This is a genomic window from Hymenobacter sp. R533113, from assembly GCF_056835965.1.
Window position 1 is genome coordinate 956,936 of sequence record NZ_JAKWBD010000013.1, and the last position, 15,591, is coordinate 972,526.

Annotated in this window: 12 protein-coding genes, 1 tRNA gene and 1 pseudogene; all 14 read right to left on the minus strand. The window is 50.3% G+C overall.

All coding sequences use genetic code 11. From position 1 onward, the window contains the following. Positions 1-6: 6 nt before the first annotated feature. Positions 7-1,412, minus strand: a pseudogene (gene fusA, locus MKZ35_RS13395) (elongation factor G); the annotation flags it as partial. Further along, the gene (locus MKZ35_RS13400; RefSeq protein WP_482513757.1) at positions 1,375-1,785 is read right to left on the minus strand and encodes a GTP-binding protein; all 411 of its coding nucleotides are present in this window, start codon (positions 1,783-1,785) and stop codon (positions 1,375-1,377) included. The gene MKZ35_RS13400 and the pseudogene fusA, both read right to left, overlap by 38 nt. A gap of 98 nt (positions 1,786-1,883) precedes the next feature. After that, positions 1,884-2,351, minus strand: coding sequence for a 30S ribosomal protein S7 (gene rpsG / locus MKZ35_RS13405; RefSeq protein WP_482513758.1), 468 nt, complete (start codon positions 2,349-2,351; stop codon positions 1,884-1,886). 87 nt (positions 2,352-2,438) lie between these two features. Beyond that, on the minus strand, positions 2,439-2,867 hold the full coding sequence (gene rpsL, locus MKZ35_RS13410; protein WP_084445982.1) for a 30S ribosomal protein S12: 429 nt from the start codon (positions 2,865-2,867) through the stop codon (positions 2,439-2,441). Positions 2,868-3,290: 423 nt separating this feature from the next. Next, complete coding sequence (locus MKZ35_RS13415; protein ID WP_482513759.1) at positions 3,291-3,623, minus strand: DUF3467 domain-containing protein; 333 nt, start codon at positions 3,621-3,623, stop codon at positions 3,291-3,293. Positions 3,624-3,732: 109 nt separating this feature from the next. Further along, positions 3,733-8,082 carry a DNA-directed RNA polymerase subunit beta' gene (rpoC, locus tag MKZ35_RS13420; RefSeq protein ID WP_482513760.1) on the minus strand — a complete coding sequence of 1,450 codons (4,350 nt, stop codon included), beginning with the start codon at positions 8,080-8,082 and terminating at the stop codon, positions 3,733-3,735. A gap of 115 nt (positions 8,083-8,197) precedes the next feature. Beyond that, positions 8,198-12,088, minus strand: a complete 3,891-nt coding sequence (gene rpoB, locus MKZ35_RS13425; RefSeq protein WP_482513761.1) for a DNA-directed RNA polymerase subunit beta — start codon at positions 12,086-12,088, stop codon at positions 8,198-8,200. A 203-nt stretch (positions 12,089-12,291) separates the two neighbouring features. Then, positions 12,292-12,672, minus strand: a complete 381-nt coding sequence (gene rplL / locus MKZ35_RS13430; RefSeq protein WP_084445969.1) for a 50S ribosomal protein L7/L12 — start codon at positions 12,670-12,672, stop codon at positions 12,292-12,294. Between the two features lie 68 nt (positions 12,673-12,740). Next, positions 12,741-13,295: a 50S ribosomal protein L10 gene (gene rplJ, locus MKZ35_RS13435; RefSeq protein ID WP_482513762.1), complete on the minus strand. Its 555-nt coding sequence runs from the start codon at positions 13,293-13,295 to the stop codon at positions 12,741-12,743. Between the two features lie 17 nt (positions 13,296-13,312). After that, positions 13,313-14,008, minus strand: coding sequence for a 50S ribosomal protein L1 (gene rplA / locus MKZ35_RS13440; protein WP_084445964.1), 696 nt, complete (start codon positions 14,006-14,008; stop codon positions 13,313-13,315). A 21-nt stretch (positions 14,009-14,029) separates the two neighbouring features. Beyond that, positions 14,030-14,473, minus strand: a complete 444-nt coding sequence (gene rplK, locus MKZ35_RS13445) for a 50S ribosomal protein L11 (RefSeq protein ID WP_084445961.1) — start codon at positions 14,471-14,473, stop codon at positions 14,030-14,032. Between the two features lie 129 nt (positions 14,474-14,602). Next, positions 14,603-15,163: a transcription termination/antitermination protein NusG gene (gene nusG, locus MKZ35_RS13450; protein WP_482513763.1), complete on the minus strand. Its 561-nt coding sequence runs from the start codon at positions 15,161-15,163 to the stop codon at positions 14,603-14,605. 11 nt (positions 15,164-15,174) lie between these two features. Further along, on the minus strand, positions 15,175-15,369 hold the full coding sequence (gene secE / locus MKZ35_RS13455) for a preprotein translocase subunit SecE (protein ID WP_133271645.1): 195 nt from the start codon (positions 15,367-15,369) through the stop codon (positions 15,175-15,177). A 51-nt stretch (positions 15,370-15,420) separates the two neighbouring features. Further along, positions 15,421-15,491: transfer RNA gene (locus MKZ35_RS13460), tRNA-Trp, on the minus strand. Between the last annotated feature and the right edge of the window lie 100 nt (positions 15,492-15,591).

Sequence of the window (15,591 nt, forward strand, 5' to 3'; positions counted from 1 at the left end):
GGCGTCAGAGTCAACATCGTGGAAGGAGCCGTGGAACAGTCGCACCTTCATTGAGTCTAGGGGAATCCGGCCAATGGACCGTTCTTCATTGCTTCTTCAAAGCCCTTCTGAATCGGAGCAATGAATTCGCGGGGAATTACACCACCTACAATAGCATTGTCGAATTCGAAGCCAGCTTTTTCTGGCTCAGTCTCTTTCGGACCAAGTTCGAATACGATGTCGCCGAACTTACCACGACCACCGGTTTGCTTCTTATACGTCTCGCGGTGCTCGACTTTCTTGGTCAGAATCTCCTTATAGGCCACCTGCGGCGCACCTTGGTTGATTTCCACTTTGAACTCCCGACGCATACGGTCGATGATGATTTCCAAGTGTAACTCACCCATGCCGCGCAGAATCGTCTGGCCCGTCTCAGGATCGGTATTTACCGTCAGGGTTGGGTCTTCTTCTACGAGCTTGGCAATAGCCATACCCATCTTATCAACGTCAGCCTGAGTTTTGGGCTCAATAGCGTAGCCGATTACAGGCTCAGGGAAGCTCATTGACTCAAGCACCAGTCTGTGCTTCTCATCGGTGAGGGTGTCGCCAGTTTTGATGTCTTTGAAACCAACACCAGCACCAATATCACCAGCCTCAAGGCGGTCAATAGGATTCTGCTTATTGGAGTGCATCTGCATCAAACGTGAGATACGCTCTTTTTTCTCCGTACGGTTGTTGAACACGTACGAACCAGCCTCCAGCGTACCGCTATAGCAGCGGAAGAAGCACAAGCGACCTACGAAGGGGTCAGTAGCAATTTTAAAAGCTAAAGCAGCGAAAGGTGCTTCGGTAGTAGGCAGACGAACTTCTTCTTCATGGGTATCCGGGTTGGTACCAATGATGGGGGGCATATCCAACGGCGAAGGCAAGTAAGCCATTACACCGTCTAGCATGGACTGCACACCTTTGTTTTTGAAGGCCGAACCACACATTACGGGCGAGAACTTCATGTCGATAACCGCCTGGCGGATAACAACCATCATTTCCTCACGCGTGATGCTTTCTGGATCTTCAAAGAACTTCTCTAGCAGAGCGTCATCATATTCAGCAACGCTTTCTACCAGCTTCTGACGCCATTCGGCTACCGTTTCCACCAGATCCTCAGGTACTGGTATCTCGTGATAGGCTTTGCCTTGCGTAGCATCATCCCACACGATTGCTTTGCCCGTCAGCAGATCGACTACACCTTTGAAGGTGTCTTCGGCTCCGATTGGGATTTGCAAAGGAACTGGGTTAGCACCTAGCTTGTCCTTAATCTCAGCTACTGCCTTAAAGAAGTCAGCACCAGCACGGTCCATCTTATTAACGAAGCAGATACGTGGCACTTTGTATTTGTCAGCCTGACGCCATACCGTCTCCGACTGAGGCTCCACGCCTGATACAGCACAGAACAATGCTACAGCACCATCCAGTACCCGCAACAGAGCGCTCTACCTCTACGGTAAAGTCTACGTGGCCAGGAGTGTCAATCAGGTTGATCTTGTACTGCTTGGTTTCGTCAGTGGGTTCACCGCTGGCGTCCGTTGGGTAGTTCCAGAAGGTAGTGGTGGCAGCCGAGGTAATCGTGATGCCCCGCTCCTGCTCTTGCTCCATCCAGTCCATCGTGGCAGCACCTTCGTGTACTTCCCCGATCTTGTGGGTTTTGCCTGTATAATACAGAATGCGCTCCGAGGTCGTGGTCTTGCCGGCGTCGATGTGCGCCATAATCCCAATGTTGCGGAGGTATTTGAGGTCTTGTTTAGCCATTTTATTTGTAGGGTCTTAAGAGCTTGGGGACTAAAGAGCGTAGAAATGATACAACATCTCCTGAAGCTCCTTAGTCCCCAAGTCCCTAATTTTCTCCTTTAGAAACGGAAGTGCGAGAAAGCCTTGTTGGCTTCCGCCATCCGGTGCGTATCGTCTTTCTTTTTCACGGAAGCACCTTCGCCTTTAGCAGCGGCAATGATTTCGCCGGCCAACTTATCCTTCATGGTCTTCTCACCACGACGACGAGCGTACTGAATCATCCACTTGGCACCAACGGAGATACGACGGTCAGGACGAACTTCGATCGGCACCTGGAAGGTAGCACCACCTACGCGGCGGCTCTTTACTTCTACAGTCGGCATCACGTTGTTCAGCGCCTTGCGCCACATTTCGAGGCCATTTTCCTTGGTACGCTGCTCCACTAGCTCGCAGGCCTCATAGAAAATGGTGTACGCCAGGTTCTTCTTTCCGTCATACATCATGTAATTGACGAAACGGGTTACCAGCGTCTCCTTGTATTTAGGATCAGGCAGCAGGATGCGCTTTTTTGGTTTTGACTTTCTCATTTTAGCAGAAGTGAGTAACGAGAAGTGAGAAGTGAGATGAGAACTTGTGTCTCGCCGCTCACTTCTTACTACTCATCTCTTATTTAATTACTTTTTCTTGCCGGGTGCTGGCTTGCCACCTTTGCCGGTTGCAGCGGGCTGCCCTGGCTTCGGACGCTTAGCGCCATACTTTGAACGACGCTGGGTACGACCACCTACACCAGCCGTGTCAAGGGCACCGCGAATGATGTGGTAACGCACACCGGGAAGGTCCTTTACGCGGCCACCGCGAATCAGCACGATGCTGTGCTCCTGCAGGTTGTGGCCTTCGCCCGGAATGTAGGCGTTGACTTCTTTGCCGTTGGTGAGGCGCACACGAGCGACTTTACGCATCGCCGAGTTTGGCTTCTTGGGCGTAGTGGTATATACACGGGTGCAAACGCCACGGCGCTGCGGGCAGGAATCGAGTGCCGGCGACTTTGACTTAGTCGTCAGCTTTTCTCTTCCTTTTCGTACTAACTGATTGATGGTAGGCATCTACGGAATGGTTTGTCAAGGAGGGTTCTCTCCCAAAAATTAGGCTTGCAAAGGTATAGAAGTTGCTTTACAATAGCAAACGTGTTGAAATAGTTTGTTTTATGGTATAGCTCAAGGATAACAGCAAGGAACAAGTGCTATTAATTACCATGATTTAGGCTACGACTTCAGCAAAAACATCTAATGGTTTAACTAGATCGTCATCATACCAATGCCAACCATAATTTTCATTGTCACTAACCTTACAAAAAGTAAAGATGGTGCAACAATCATAATGACTGTAGTTAACTGTTATATATCTATAGACCTCACCAGCACGAAAGAAAGAGCTTGGTGAACCTCCAAAGTCCCGTTTAGCTAAGTAATTACATCCACGTTTGAATGGATGCTTCCTCCACGTTTCGTTGTATAAAGCCATATCGACTAAGCTTCCCCCATTGTACCACCGAAGTTCATCGGGAAGTTTGGCATATCCGGTTGCGTTTTTATTGGTCCAAATGTCTGCTCGAAGCGGTCAACATTATCAGCCAGCGCTGCCAAAAGGCGCTTAGCATGCTCCGGCGTTATGACAATGCGAGCTTTAACCTTCGCTTTCGGCAAACCGGGCATAAGCCGGATGAAGTCAATAACAAATTCTCCGCTACTATGCGCAATCATTGCCAGATTAGCATATTCGCCTTCTGCGATTTCTTCCGACAGCTCAATATTAATTGCGTTAGGATCCTGGGGGGCATTTTGGTCAGGTGGTTGATTCATAGGACAAGGCTAGGGGGCAAATTGCAAGTTGAGAATCAAAATTAGTGAAAAGAGAAAAGCCGACCGGAAAGTATCCAGTCGGCTTTTCTCTTTACTCACGTATCAAATACTACTCCTGAATGGAAGCCTCACGCTTGCTTGCGCGAGCAGGACGCTTTGTTTCAGTGTCAGCCTTGGGTGCAGCGGCAGCTGCCTCCATCTCCTCCTTCGAGCCCACAACCTGACGAGTATACTCGCGCAGGCCGGTACCAGCCGGGATGAGGTGACCAACAATTACGTTCTCCTTCAGGCCCAGCAACTCATCAGCCTTGCCACGGATAGCCGCTTCGCTAAGCACCTTGGTCGTCTCCTGGAAGGAAGCGGCCGAAATGAAGCTTTGCGTGCCCAACGAGGCTTGGGTGATGCCTTGCAGTGTCGGACGAGAAACCGAAGGCTGCGCATCGCGCACTTCTACGAGTTTCAAGTCGCGGCGCTTCAGGCTGGAATTCTCGTCGCGCAGGCGGCGGGCACTCACAATCTGACCAGGCTTCAGTTCCGTAGAGTCGCCAGCCTCAGTAACCACCTTCATGTCGATGATGGTATCGTTCTCCTCCATGAAGACGATTTTGTCGATCACCTGATTTTCGAGGAAAGTTGTGTCGCCGGCATCGAGAATAACCACCTTCTGCATCATCTGGCGAACTACCACCTCAATGTGCTTATCGTTGATTTTCACACCCTGCAAGCGGTAAACTTCCTGAATCTCGTTCACGAGGTACTCCTGCACAGCACCCGGACCCTGAATGCTCAGGATGTCGGATGGCGTGATGGCACCATCGGAGAGTGGCATACCAGCCCGAATGAAGTCGTTGTCTTGCACCAGAATGTGCTTAGACAGCGGCACCATGTACTTCTTCTTCACGCCGTCTTTCGACTCAATGAAGATTTCACGGTTGCCACGTTTCACTGTGCCGTAGGTTACCACACCATCAATTTCCGACACTACGGCCGGGTTCGATGGGTTACGTGCTTCGAACAACTCCGTAACGCGGGGCAGACCACCGGTGATGTCGCGGGTCTTGCCAATGGCGCGGGGAATCTTAGCCAGAATGTGACCAGCCTTGATCTTATCGCCATTCTCCACGTTAAGGTGAGAGCCTACGGGGATGCTATAACCCTTCTGACCTTCAGTATCGCCTTTCTTACCAGCTCTAACGATGATCGATGGGTTCTGATCCTTGGCTTTCGATTCGATGATAACCTTTTCGCGGTGACCTGTCTGCTCATCCGACTCCTCACGATACGTGATACCCTCCGTGATAGCATCGTACTGAACCGTACCATCAAATTCGGAAAGGATGACGGCATTGTAAGGATCCCAATTGCAAAGCTCATCACCCTTCTCTACTTGCTGACCTTCGTCAACAATCAGGAAAGAGCCATAAGGAACGTGGTTCGAGATGAAGACTTTGCCCGTAGCAGAATCTACAATCCGAACTTCGCCCGAGCGACCCATTACTACTTTGCCCTTCACACCTTCATCGGTAGTAGTAGCTACTGTACGAATATCTTCGAACTCAACAGTACCGGCGAACTTAGCGCGGATGCTGGCTTCAACAGCAATGTTAGAAGCAGTACCACCTACGTGGAAGGTTCGCAGGGTAAGCTGAGTACCAGGCTCACCAATAGACTGAGCAGCAATTACGCCGACAGCCTCTCCTTTCTGCACCATGCGGCCAGAAGACAGGTTACGACCGTAGCACTTGGCGCAAATACCACGCTTCGACTCACAAGTCAGTACCGAACGGATTTCCACCGTCTCAATAGCTGTGTTGTCAATCAAGCGAGTGATTTCCTCAGTGATTTCTTCGCCCGCAGCTAAGATAATCTCATCATTCAGCGGGTTCACAACGTTGTGAACTGCCACACGACCCAGGATACGCTCAGCGAGTGACTCCACGATGTCCTCATTGTCCTTCAAGGCCGAAACCTCAAGGCCACGGAGAGTACCGCAGTCTACTTCGTTCACGATAACGTCCTGCGATACGTCTACCAGACGACGAGTCAGGTAACCGGCATCGGCTGTTTTCAGAGCTGTATCGGCAAGACCTTTCCGAGCACCGTGGGTTGAGATGAAATACTCGATAACGTCCAGCCCTTCTTTGAAGTTAGACAGAATCGGGTTTTCGATAATCTCACCTACCGAGCCTTGCAGCGACTTCTGTGGCTTAGCCATCAGACCCCGCATACCGCCGAGCTGACGAATCTGCTCACGCGAGCCACGAGCACCGGAGTGCATCATCATGTAGATCGAGTTGAAACCCTGGTTCTCCTTTTCGAGGCGGCCCATGAGTGTCTCTGTGATCTGGTTGTTGATACGCGTCCAGATATCGATAACCTGGTTGTAGCGCTCGTTATCAGTAATCAGACCCATCTGGTAGTTTTGAGTTACCGCTACCACGTCGGCCTGAGCCTGAGCGATAAGAGCATCCTTCTCCTTCGGAATCTGAATATCGCCCAGACCCATCGACAAACCACCTTTGTAAGCCGACTGGAAGCCCAGCGTCTTGATGTCGTCGAGGAACTGAGCCGTGCGAGCCATGCCCGTACGCTTAAACACCAGCGAAATGATCTGCTGTAGCTTCTTCTTGGTCAGCAGCTCGTCAACGAAACCTACTTCCTCAGGAACAAGCTGGTTGAACAAAACACGACCGGCTACGGTCTCGATGATCTTGGTAACAAGCTCATCGTTTTCGTTCCGCACCTTTGTACGCACCTTGATAATGGCATGCTTAGAAAGCTGACCTTCATTGATAGCAATTACAACTTCCTCATCTGAGTAGAAAATACGGCCTTCGCCTTGTACTTTCTCTTCATCGGTGCTGCGCTTGCCTTTTGTTACATAATACAGTCCGAGTACCATGTCCTGCGACGGTACCGCGATAGGCGCGCCGTTGGCTGGGTTCAGAATGTTGTGCGAGGCCAGCATCAATGTTGAAGCTTCCAGAATAGCGGCCGGTCCAAGCGGAACGTGCACAGCCATCTGGTCACCGTCAAAGTCAGCGTTGAAGGCCGTACAAACGAGTGGGTGCAGTTGGATAGCCTTGCCTTCGATCAAACGAGGTTGGAAAGCTTGAATACCCAAGCGGTGCAAAGTAGGAGCACGGTTAAGCAGGACTGGATGGCCTTTCAGCACGTTCTCCAAGATATCCCACACCACGGCATCCTTACGATCAACAATCTTCTTCGCTGATTTCACCGTCTTCACAATGCCGCGCTCAATGAGCTTACGGATAATGAATGGCTTAAACAGCTCAGCTGCCATGTTCTTAGGCAAACCGCATTCGTGCAGCTTCAGCTCAGGACCAACTACAATAACCGAACGGCCAGAGTAGTCAACACGCTTACCGAGCAAGTTCTGACGGAAGCGGCCCTGCTTGCCTTTCAGCATATCGGACAGCGACTTCAGCGCACGGTTGCCTTCGGCGCGCACGGCGTTTACCTTACGCGAGTTGTCAAAGAGCGAGTCCACTGCTTCCTGTAGCATACGCTTCTCGTTCCGCAGAATCACTTCAGGAGCCTTGATTTCGATCAGGCGCTTGAGGCGGTTATTACGGATGATAACACGACGGTACAGGTCATTCAGGTCGGAGGTAGCAAAACGCCCCCCATCCAACGGCACAAGCGGACGCAGCTCCGGTGGAATCACCGGCACCATGCGAATTACCATCCACTCTGGCTTATTCTCAATGCGAGTAGCCGCGTCGCGGAAAGCTTCTACCACACGCAGACGCTTCAGCGCATCAGCTTTACGCTGCTGCGAAGTCTCGTGCGCAGCGGAGTCACGCAGGCTATAGGAAAGCTCGTCGAGGTTGGTACGCTCCAACAGGAGTTGTAGCGCATCGGCCCCCATACGGGCAATAAACTTATTAGGGTCTTCATTGGGCAACATCTGATTCTCCCGGGGGAGTTTATCAATGATGTCCAGGTACTCGTCTTCGGTGAGGAAGTCTAGCTGTTGTACGCCCTCTTCGGCTAATACACCAGGCTGTACTACTACATAGCGCTCGTAGTAGATAATCTGGTCAAGCTTCTTGGTAGGCAGGCCCAGCAAGTAACCAATTTTGTTGGGCAGGGACTTGAAGTACCAGATGTGAGCAACAGGCACCACCAGTTCTATGTGGCCCATCCGCTCCCGGCGCACCTTTTTCTCAGTCACCTCCACGCCGCAACGGTCGCAGATGATGCCCTTGTAGCGGATGCGCTTGTATTTGCCGCAGTGGCATTCCCAGTCCTTTACAGGACCAAAAATCCGCTCGCAAAATAGGCCGCCCATTTCAGGCTTGTACGTCCGGTAGTTGATCGTCTCGGGCTTCACTACTTCTCCGTTCGACCGCTCCAGAATGGATTCGGGCGAGGCCAGTGAGATAGTGACTTTCGAGAAGTCCTGCACCAGTTTTTTATTCTTTGCAAACGCCATACTGTCGTTTTTCTAAAAACTATGTCAGAAGTAAAATGTGCTTTGCAGCCTATCGTAACACTAGAGTCGGCGCGGCCCGTTCCAATTACTTAGAAGCGAACCGCGCCTTTTCTAATTATTCAAGCGTGATTTCCAGTGCCAGACCACGCAACTCGTGAATGAGTACGTTGAACGACTCAGGAATATTTGGCTTGGGCAGCACGTCGCCCTTCACGATGGCTTCATACGCTTTGGCTCGGCCAACAACGTCGTCCGACTTCACCGTCAGGATTTCCTGCAGTACGTTCGATGCACCGAAGGCCTCCAACGCCCACACTTCCATCTCGCCGAAGCGCTGACCACCAAACTGAGCCTTACCACCCAGCGGCTGCTGCGTAATAAGCGAGTATGGTCCGATAGAACGTGCGTGCATCTTGTCATCCACCAAGTGACCCAGCTTCAGCATATAGATAACACCCACAGTCACCGGCTGGTCAAACTGCTGACCAGTCAAACCATCGTGCAGATAAGAACGACCAAAAATTGGCAGTCCAGCCTCCGCGAGTTCTTTGGATACCTCATCTTCAGTAGCACCATCGAAAATTGGAGTAGCATAAGTGCGGCCCAGCTTCAAGCCAGCCCAGCCTAGTACAGTCTCATAAATCTGACCGATGTTCATACGGCTTGGTACACCGAGCGGGTTAAGCACAATGTCCATTGGTGTACCATCAGCTAGGAAAGGCATATCCTCATCGCGCACGATGCGGGCTACAACCCCCTTATTACCGTGACGACCAGCCATTTTGTCCCCCACCTTCAGCTTACGCTTCTTCGCGATGTAAACTTTGGCCAATTGTACGATACCTGCGGGTAGCTCATCACCTACCTCCAAGGTGAACCGGTCGCGCTTGAAGCGAGCCGTGATAGTGTTGCGACGCTTGGCATAGTTCTTCACCAATTGCAGCAGCATACCATTCACTTTCTCGTCGGCGGTCCAGTTCTCCAGGATAAGGTCTTTGAACATATTCACCTCTTCCGGTACAGCATAGTTGCTCTCATCCTTGTAAGGGTTCTTCTCAGGGAAGAGCGCCTCAGTAACGTTCTTCTTACCGAACTTCACTCCTTTAGATAATATCTCGTCGCCAAACTTGTGCTTCACACCCTGAGAGGTTTTACCCTCCAGAAGCTGCACCAGCTTATCAACCATTACTGTCTTCACGCTACGAAGCTCTTGGGCGTAGCGGTCTTTCAACTCTTCTACCTCCTTCTTCGACTTAGCGCGCAGGTTCTTGTCCTTCTTAGGACGCGAAAACAGCTTGGTGCCGATAACCACCCCGTTCAAGGATGGCGGTGCCTTAAGCGAAGCATCTTTCACATCACCGGCTTTGTCACCAAAGATGGCGCGGAGCAACTTCTCTTCTGGCGTTGGATCAGTTTCACCTTTAGGAGTAATCTTACCAATAAGGATGTCGCCTTCCTTTACTTCAGCGCCTAGACGGATGATACCGTTGTCGTCGAGGTTACGAACAGCCTCTTCGCTCACGTTTGGAATTTCCGACGTCAACTCCTCCTCACCACGCTTGGTCTCCCGAACTTCCAGTTCGAATTCCTCAATGTGGATAGAAGTGAAGATGTCATCACGAACTACACGCTCCGAAATGACAATAGCATCCTCGAAGTTGTAACCCTGCCATGGCATGAAGGCCACTTGCATGTTACGACCGAGAGCTAGCTCACCTTTATTGGTGCCATAACCTTCGCACAGCGGCTCACCCTTCTTTACGCGCTGGCCTTTCTTCACCAGCGGCGTGAGGTTGATGCAGGTATCCTGGTTGGTACGGCGGAACTTGATCAGGTCATATGATACTCGCTCCGCATCAAAGCTCACGAGCACATCCTCAGCAGTCAGATCATAACGAACGATGATCCTATTAGCGTCTACATAATCAATTTCACCGTCGCCTTCAGATACAACTAGCGTACGAGAGTCGATAGCAGTACGACGTTCCAGACCTGTGCCCACAATGGGAGCCTCAGGACGGAGTAGTGGTACGGCCTGACGTTGCATGTTCGAGCCCATCAGTGCGCGGTTGGCGTCATCGTGCTCCAGGAACGGAATCAACGAAGCAGCTACCGATACAATCTGGTTCGGCGCAACGTCCATATAGGAGTACTCAGCCGGCTCTACAACCGGGAAGTCACCTTCGAAGCGGCCTTTTACCAGCTCTGACAAGAAGTTACCTTTATCATCGATGCGAGCATTAGCCTGCGCGATGTGGTGAGTATCTTCTTCTTCAGCGGTTAGGTACTTCACTTCATGGCTTACGTCTACCTTACCTTCTTTTACAGCACGGTAAGGCGTTTCGATAAAGCCCATGCCATTCACGCGAGCGTGAACGCAGAGGGAAGAAATCAAACCAATGTTTGGTCCTTCAGGAGTCTCGATGGTGCACAAACGCCCGTAGTGGGTGTAGTGTACGTCACGTACTTCAAAACCAGCACGCTCACGCGACAGACCTCCTGGCCCCAGTGCCGATACGCGACGCTTGTGCGTCACCTCGGCCAGCGGGTTAGTCTGGTCCATGAACTGAGAAAGCTGGTTTGTGCCGAAGAAGGAGTTGATAACCGAAGACAGCGTACGAGCGTTGATCAAGTCAACGGGCTTAAAGTCCTCGTTATCGCGCACGTTCATACGCTCCTTAATAGTACGCGCCATACGGGCCAGACCCACGCCAAACTGGGCGTAAAGCTGCTCCCCTACCGTACGTACCCGACGGTTAGACAAGTGGTCAATATCATCGACCACAGCCTTCGAGTTGATAAGGCCGATCAGGTATTTCACGATGAGAACGATGTCCTCATTAGTCAATACCCGAGCTTCCCAGTTCTTGTCAAGACCGAGCTTCTTATTAATACGGTAGCGACCAACGTCGCCGAGGTCATAGCGCTTATCAGAAAAGAACAGCTTCTGGATGATGTCGCGAGCAGTCTCTTCGTCAGGAGCTTCCGTGTTACGGAGCTGACGATAAATTTGCTCTACAGCTTCCTTCTCCGAGTTGGAATTGTCCTTCTGAAGAGTATTATAAATGATAGCGAAGTCAGCGATGTTTACATTCTCTTTGTGGAGAATGATAGACTTAGGGCCTGCATTCAGAATAGTATCGATATCCTCTTCCTGAATAGTAGAGTCACGCTCCAACAGAACTTCGTTACGATCGATAGAGACCACTTCACCAGTATCCTCATCCACAAAGTCCTCCGTCCAGGTACGTAGCACCCGAGCAGCTAACTTACGGCCTACTGCCTTTTTCAAGCTCTTCTTCTCTGCCTTCACTTCCTCCGACAAACCGAATAGATCGAGAATGTCTTTGTCAGTTCCGTAACCGATAGCACGGAGCAAAGTCGTTACCGGGAATTTTTTCTTCCGATCAATGTAAGCGTACATCACGTTGTTCACGTCCGTAGCAAACTCAATCCACGAGCCTTTGAACGGGATGATACGCGCTGAGTACAGCTTGGTACCGTTGGTGTGCTTGCTTTGGGCAAAGAACACACCAGGTGAGCGGTGCAACTGTGATACAATAACACGCTCAGCACCGTTGATAACGAAAGAGCCTTTTTCGGTCATGTAAGGGATATTTCCCAAAAACACTTCCTGCTCAATCGTCTCGAAGTCCTCATTATCCGTGTCGTTGCAGATAAGACGGAGCTTAGCCTTCAACGGTACAGAATAAGTCAAGCCACGGTCAATACACTCGTCGACCGAATATTTTGGCGGGTCAACGTGATAATCCATAAACTGCAGCACGAAATTCTCGCGCGAGTCCGAGATTGGAAAATTCTCCGCAAATACCTTGAATAGGCCTTCGTCGGCACGGCTTTCGGCCGCAGTCTCCAACTGAAAGAAATCTTGGAACGACTGCAGCTGCACGTCCAAGAAGTCCGGATACTCGATAACTTTTTTAATCTTGGCGAAATTGATTCGCTCAACGGCTTTCTGCAAAGCCTCTGCTTTCGGTGTAGCCAATGCGTTTGGGTCTTAAGAAATGGACACTGAAGCTTACTAACTCTGGTCAACCTGACCATTCCCACCTACGTACCCGTAGGCACGAAAAGCCGCAATGCGGCGCTGGGGGGCATTTTATTAAAACTTATAGCCTACAAACAGGAAAAGACCTGGCTTAGTTGCCAGGCCTATCCAAGTTTATAGGAGAAAAAGCGGGCCGCAGCTTACTTAACTTCTACTTCAGCACCGGCTTCTTCCAGTTGCTTCTTCAGCGTATCGGCTTCGTCCTTGGTAACACCTTCTTTCAAAGGCTTAGGAGCACCGTCAACTAGTTCTTTGGCTTCTTTCAAGCCAAGACCAGTCAGGTCCTTTACCAATTTAACTACGGCCAGCTTAGCGCCGCCAGCAGCCTTCAGGATTACGTCGAACGAAGTTTTCTCCTCAGGAGCTTCAGCAGCAGCGCCACCGCCACCACCGGCCATCATTACTGGAGCAGCCGCAGCAGGCTCAATGCCATACTCGTCCTTCAGGATAGTAGCTAGTTCGTTTACTTCTTTCACCGTCAGGCTAACGAGCTGCTCAGCGAATGCTTTCAAATCTGCCATTTCTGTAGATTGTTAAAAAAAGGTTATTGAATCGTTTGGAAATTGAAAGTGAAAAAGATGAGCAGCGGTTAGCCTGCAACCTCTTCTTTTTCGGAAAGTGTCTTGAGGATACCAGCTAATTTGCTGCCGCCACTCGACAGAGCGGAGATAACGTTTTTGGCGGGCGATTGCAGCAAGCCGATGATTTCACCGAGGAGTTCCTGCTTGCCTTTAAGCGTGCTGAGCATTTCCAACTGATTGACTCCAACGTAAACGCCGCTGTCAATATAAGCGCCCTTTAGGGCTGGCTTAGGAACTGCAGTTTTGCTGTAGTTCTGCTGCTTGTAGAAATCCTTTAGCAGTTTGGCCGGTGCATTACCTGACTCTTTCGAGAACAGAATGCCTGATTGGCCTTTCAAAGCCTCATCCATCTCAGTGGTATCACCACCGAGGGTATCGAGTGCTTTGCGGATCAACGTGTTCTTGTACACTTTGTACTCCATCCCGCGGTTGAAGCACAGGCGACGGAAATCGTTGATCTTCGCCACGGACATCGTAGAGGCATCCGTGATATAGAACGCGTTGTGCGATTGAAACTTTTCGCTCAACTCGTTGACGAGGTCTTGTTTTTCTTCCCGGGTCATAGTTCGTCGTCAGTTAGTTAGGCGGAAGTTACCGTCGTGTCTACCGGAACAGCCGGGCTCATAGTGCTTGAAAGCGTGATGCTCTTGATGTAAGTACCCTTAGCTGACGAAGGCTTCAAACGCGTCAGCGTCTGAATTACTTCAAAAGCGTTTTCAGCGAGCTTATTATCGTCGAAAGATACTTTGCCTACGCTGCAGTGAATGATGCCAGTCTTGTCAACTTTAAAGTCGATTTTACCAGCTTTTACTTCCTGTACAGCCTTGGCTACGTCAGTGGTAACAGTACCCGACTTAGGGTTAGGCATCAAGCCACGAGGACCGAGCACGCGACCCAGACGACCGACTTTAGCCATTACTGACGGCATCGTGATGATCACGTCGATGTCAGTCCAACCTTTCTCGATTTTCGAGATATAGTCATCAAGGCCAACAAAGTCAGCACCAGCAGCAGTAGCTTCGGCTTCCTTATCAGGTGTAACTAGAGCTAGTACACGAACGGTTTTGCCAGTACCATGGGGCAACGTAGCTACGCCACGCACCATCTGGTCGGCTTTACGGGGGTCAACGCCTAGACGCACGTCAATGTCAACAGATGAGTCAAACTTAGTGTAGGTGATATCCTTCACTACTTTCGCTGCCTCAACTAATGAGCGAACTTGCGTCAGGTCGTGCTTAGCAAGGGCTTCCTTGCGTTTTTTGCTAACTTTTGCCATGAGATTTTCTAGGTTTAAAAGTTAGTTTGCGAAAGGAGAATCGCCCTTGACGGTGATACCCATGCTGCGGGCTGTACCAGCAACAAGCTTCATGGCCGACTCAATCTTGAAAGCATTGAGGTCAGCCATTTTGGTCTCAGCGATCTGGCGTACCTGATCCCAGGTAACCGAGCCTACCTTGTTACGGTTAGGCTCTTTCGACCCACTCTGGATCTTGGCTGCTTCTAGCAGCAATACCGGCGCGGGGGGCGTTTTCACCACAAAGTCAAATGACTTGTCGGTGTACATGGTGATCAAAACGGGACATACTTGGCCGGCCTTATCTTGGGTGCGAGCATTGAACTGCTTGCAAAACTCCATGATGTTAAGGCCTTTACTACCAAGTGCAGGTCCAACCGGCGGCGAAGGATTCGCAGCGCCTCCCTTTATCTGCAGTCGCAGATAACCTCTAATTTCTTTGGCCATTGGGGTTAAAAGGCTTCGGGCTTGCAGGTCGTAACACCATAGGCCCTCAGTTTTAAAATTTGCTTCGAATTACTAGGTGGAAGCATCACTGGCTCGAAGCGACTAGCCAGCAACGATAAAGTCTTACAATTATGATTCCTTCTCTACTTGAGTGTAGCTCAATTCCATCGGAGTGCTACGGCCGAAGATCTTAACGATTACGTTAAGCTTCTTACGTTCTTCAAACACTTCGGAAACCGTACCTGAGAATCCACTGAATGCACCATCAATTACCTTAACCAGTTCACCTGTAATGAAAGGAGTCTCTAGTGAAGCGGTTTGCTCCTCTTGCTCATCTACAATACCCAGAATGCGGTTAACCTCTGTGATGTGTAATGGAGCAGGTTTGCTGGAAGCAGTTTTGCCGTCCTTAGCACCAACCCAACCAATAACTCCTGGAGTGCTAGTGATAATGTGATCGACTTCGCCGTGGGTGAGGTCAGCATGGATAATGATATAACCTGGATATAGATTACGTTCCCGAACGCGCTTTTTACCGTTGCGCATTTCGAAGACTTTCTCAATTGGAATTAGTACCTGTGGGACCATCTCCGTCAGATTGTGTCGGCCAAGTTCCGTTTCCAGATACTGCTTAGCCTTTTTCTCCTGCCCGCTTACGGAGCGAACTACATACCACTTCAACTCTCCCATTGATCAGCCGATTAACGGAATGAATTGTAAAAAGCTTCCAAGCCTGTGTTGAACACTAAGTCCATCAGACCAACGACAGCTGCAAAGATGAGTGAACCAAGCAGCACCAGACCAGCACTCTTCTGCAGTTCTTCAAAAGAAGGCCACGTTACTTTGTAGCGCATCTCCTCAGTAGTCTCGCGGATGTAATTTGTCAGCTTACTCATGTCTGGAGCCAGGTTAGGCTTTAAAGATTGGCCGTACAAGCGGCCTTTTCGCACGGGCGGAGAGATTCGAACTCCCATCAAAGGTTTTGGAGACCTCTATTCTACCCTTGAACTACGCCCGTAGAAAATACACCCCACGAAACAAAAGTCTCAATTGGGAGTGCAAATGTAAGGTAATATAGGTTCAAAACAAATCCGCCCCCGAAAAATCGGAGGCGGATC

Bases quoted from the DNA above. Each gene is read 5' to 3' on its own strand.
- MKZ35_RS13400 (WP_482513757.1), bottom strand. From the start codon at position 1,785: ATGGCTAAACAAGACCTCAAATACCTCCGCAACATTGGGATTATGGCG.
- rpsG (WP_482513758.1), bottom strand. From the start codon at position 2,351: ATGAGAAAGTCAAAACCAAAAAAGCGCATCCTGCTGCCTGATCCTAAA.
- rpsL (WP_084445982.1), bottom strand. From the start codon at position 2,867: ATGCCTACCATCAATCAGTTAGTACGAAAAGGAAGAGAAAAGCTGACG.
- MKZ35_RS13415 (WP_482513759.1), bottom strand. From the start codon at position 3,623: ATGAATCAACCACCTGACCAAAATGCCCCCCAGGATCCTAACGCAATT.
- rpoC (WP_482513760.1), bottom strand. From the start codon at position 8,082: ATGGCGTTTGCAAAGAATAAAAAACTGGTGCAGGACTTCTCGAAAGTC.
- rplL (WP_084445969.1), bottom strand. From the start codon at position 12,672: ATGGCAGATTTGAAAGCATTCGCTGAGCAGCTCGTTAGCCTGACGGTG.
- rplJ (WP_482513762.1), bottom strand. From the start codon at position 13,295: ATGACCCGGGAAGAAAAACAAGACCTCGTCAACGAGTTGAGCGAAAAG.
- rplA (WP_084445964.1), bottom strand. From the start codon at position 14,008: ATGGCAAAAGTTAGCAAAAAACGCAAGGAAGCCCTTGCTAAGCACGAC.
- rplK (WP_084445961.1), bottom strand. From the start codon at position 14,473: ATGGCCAAAGAAATTAGAGGTTATCTGCGACTGCAGATAAAGGGAGGC.
- nusG (WP_482513763.1), bottom strand. From the start codon at position 15,163: ATGGGAGAGTTGAAGTGGTATGTAGTTCGCTCCGTAAGCGGGCAGGAG.
- secE (WP_133271645.1), bottom strand. From the start codon at position 15,369: ATGAGTAAGCTGACAAATTACATCCGCGAGACTACTGAGGAGATGCGC.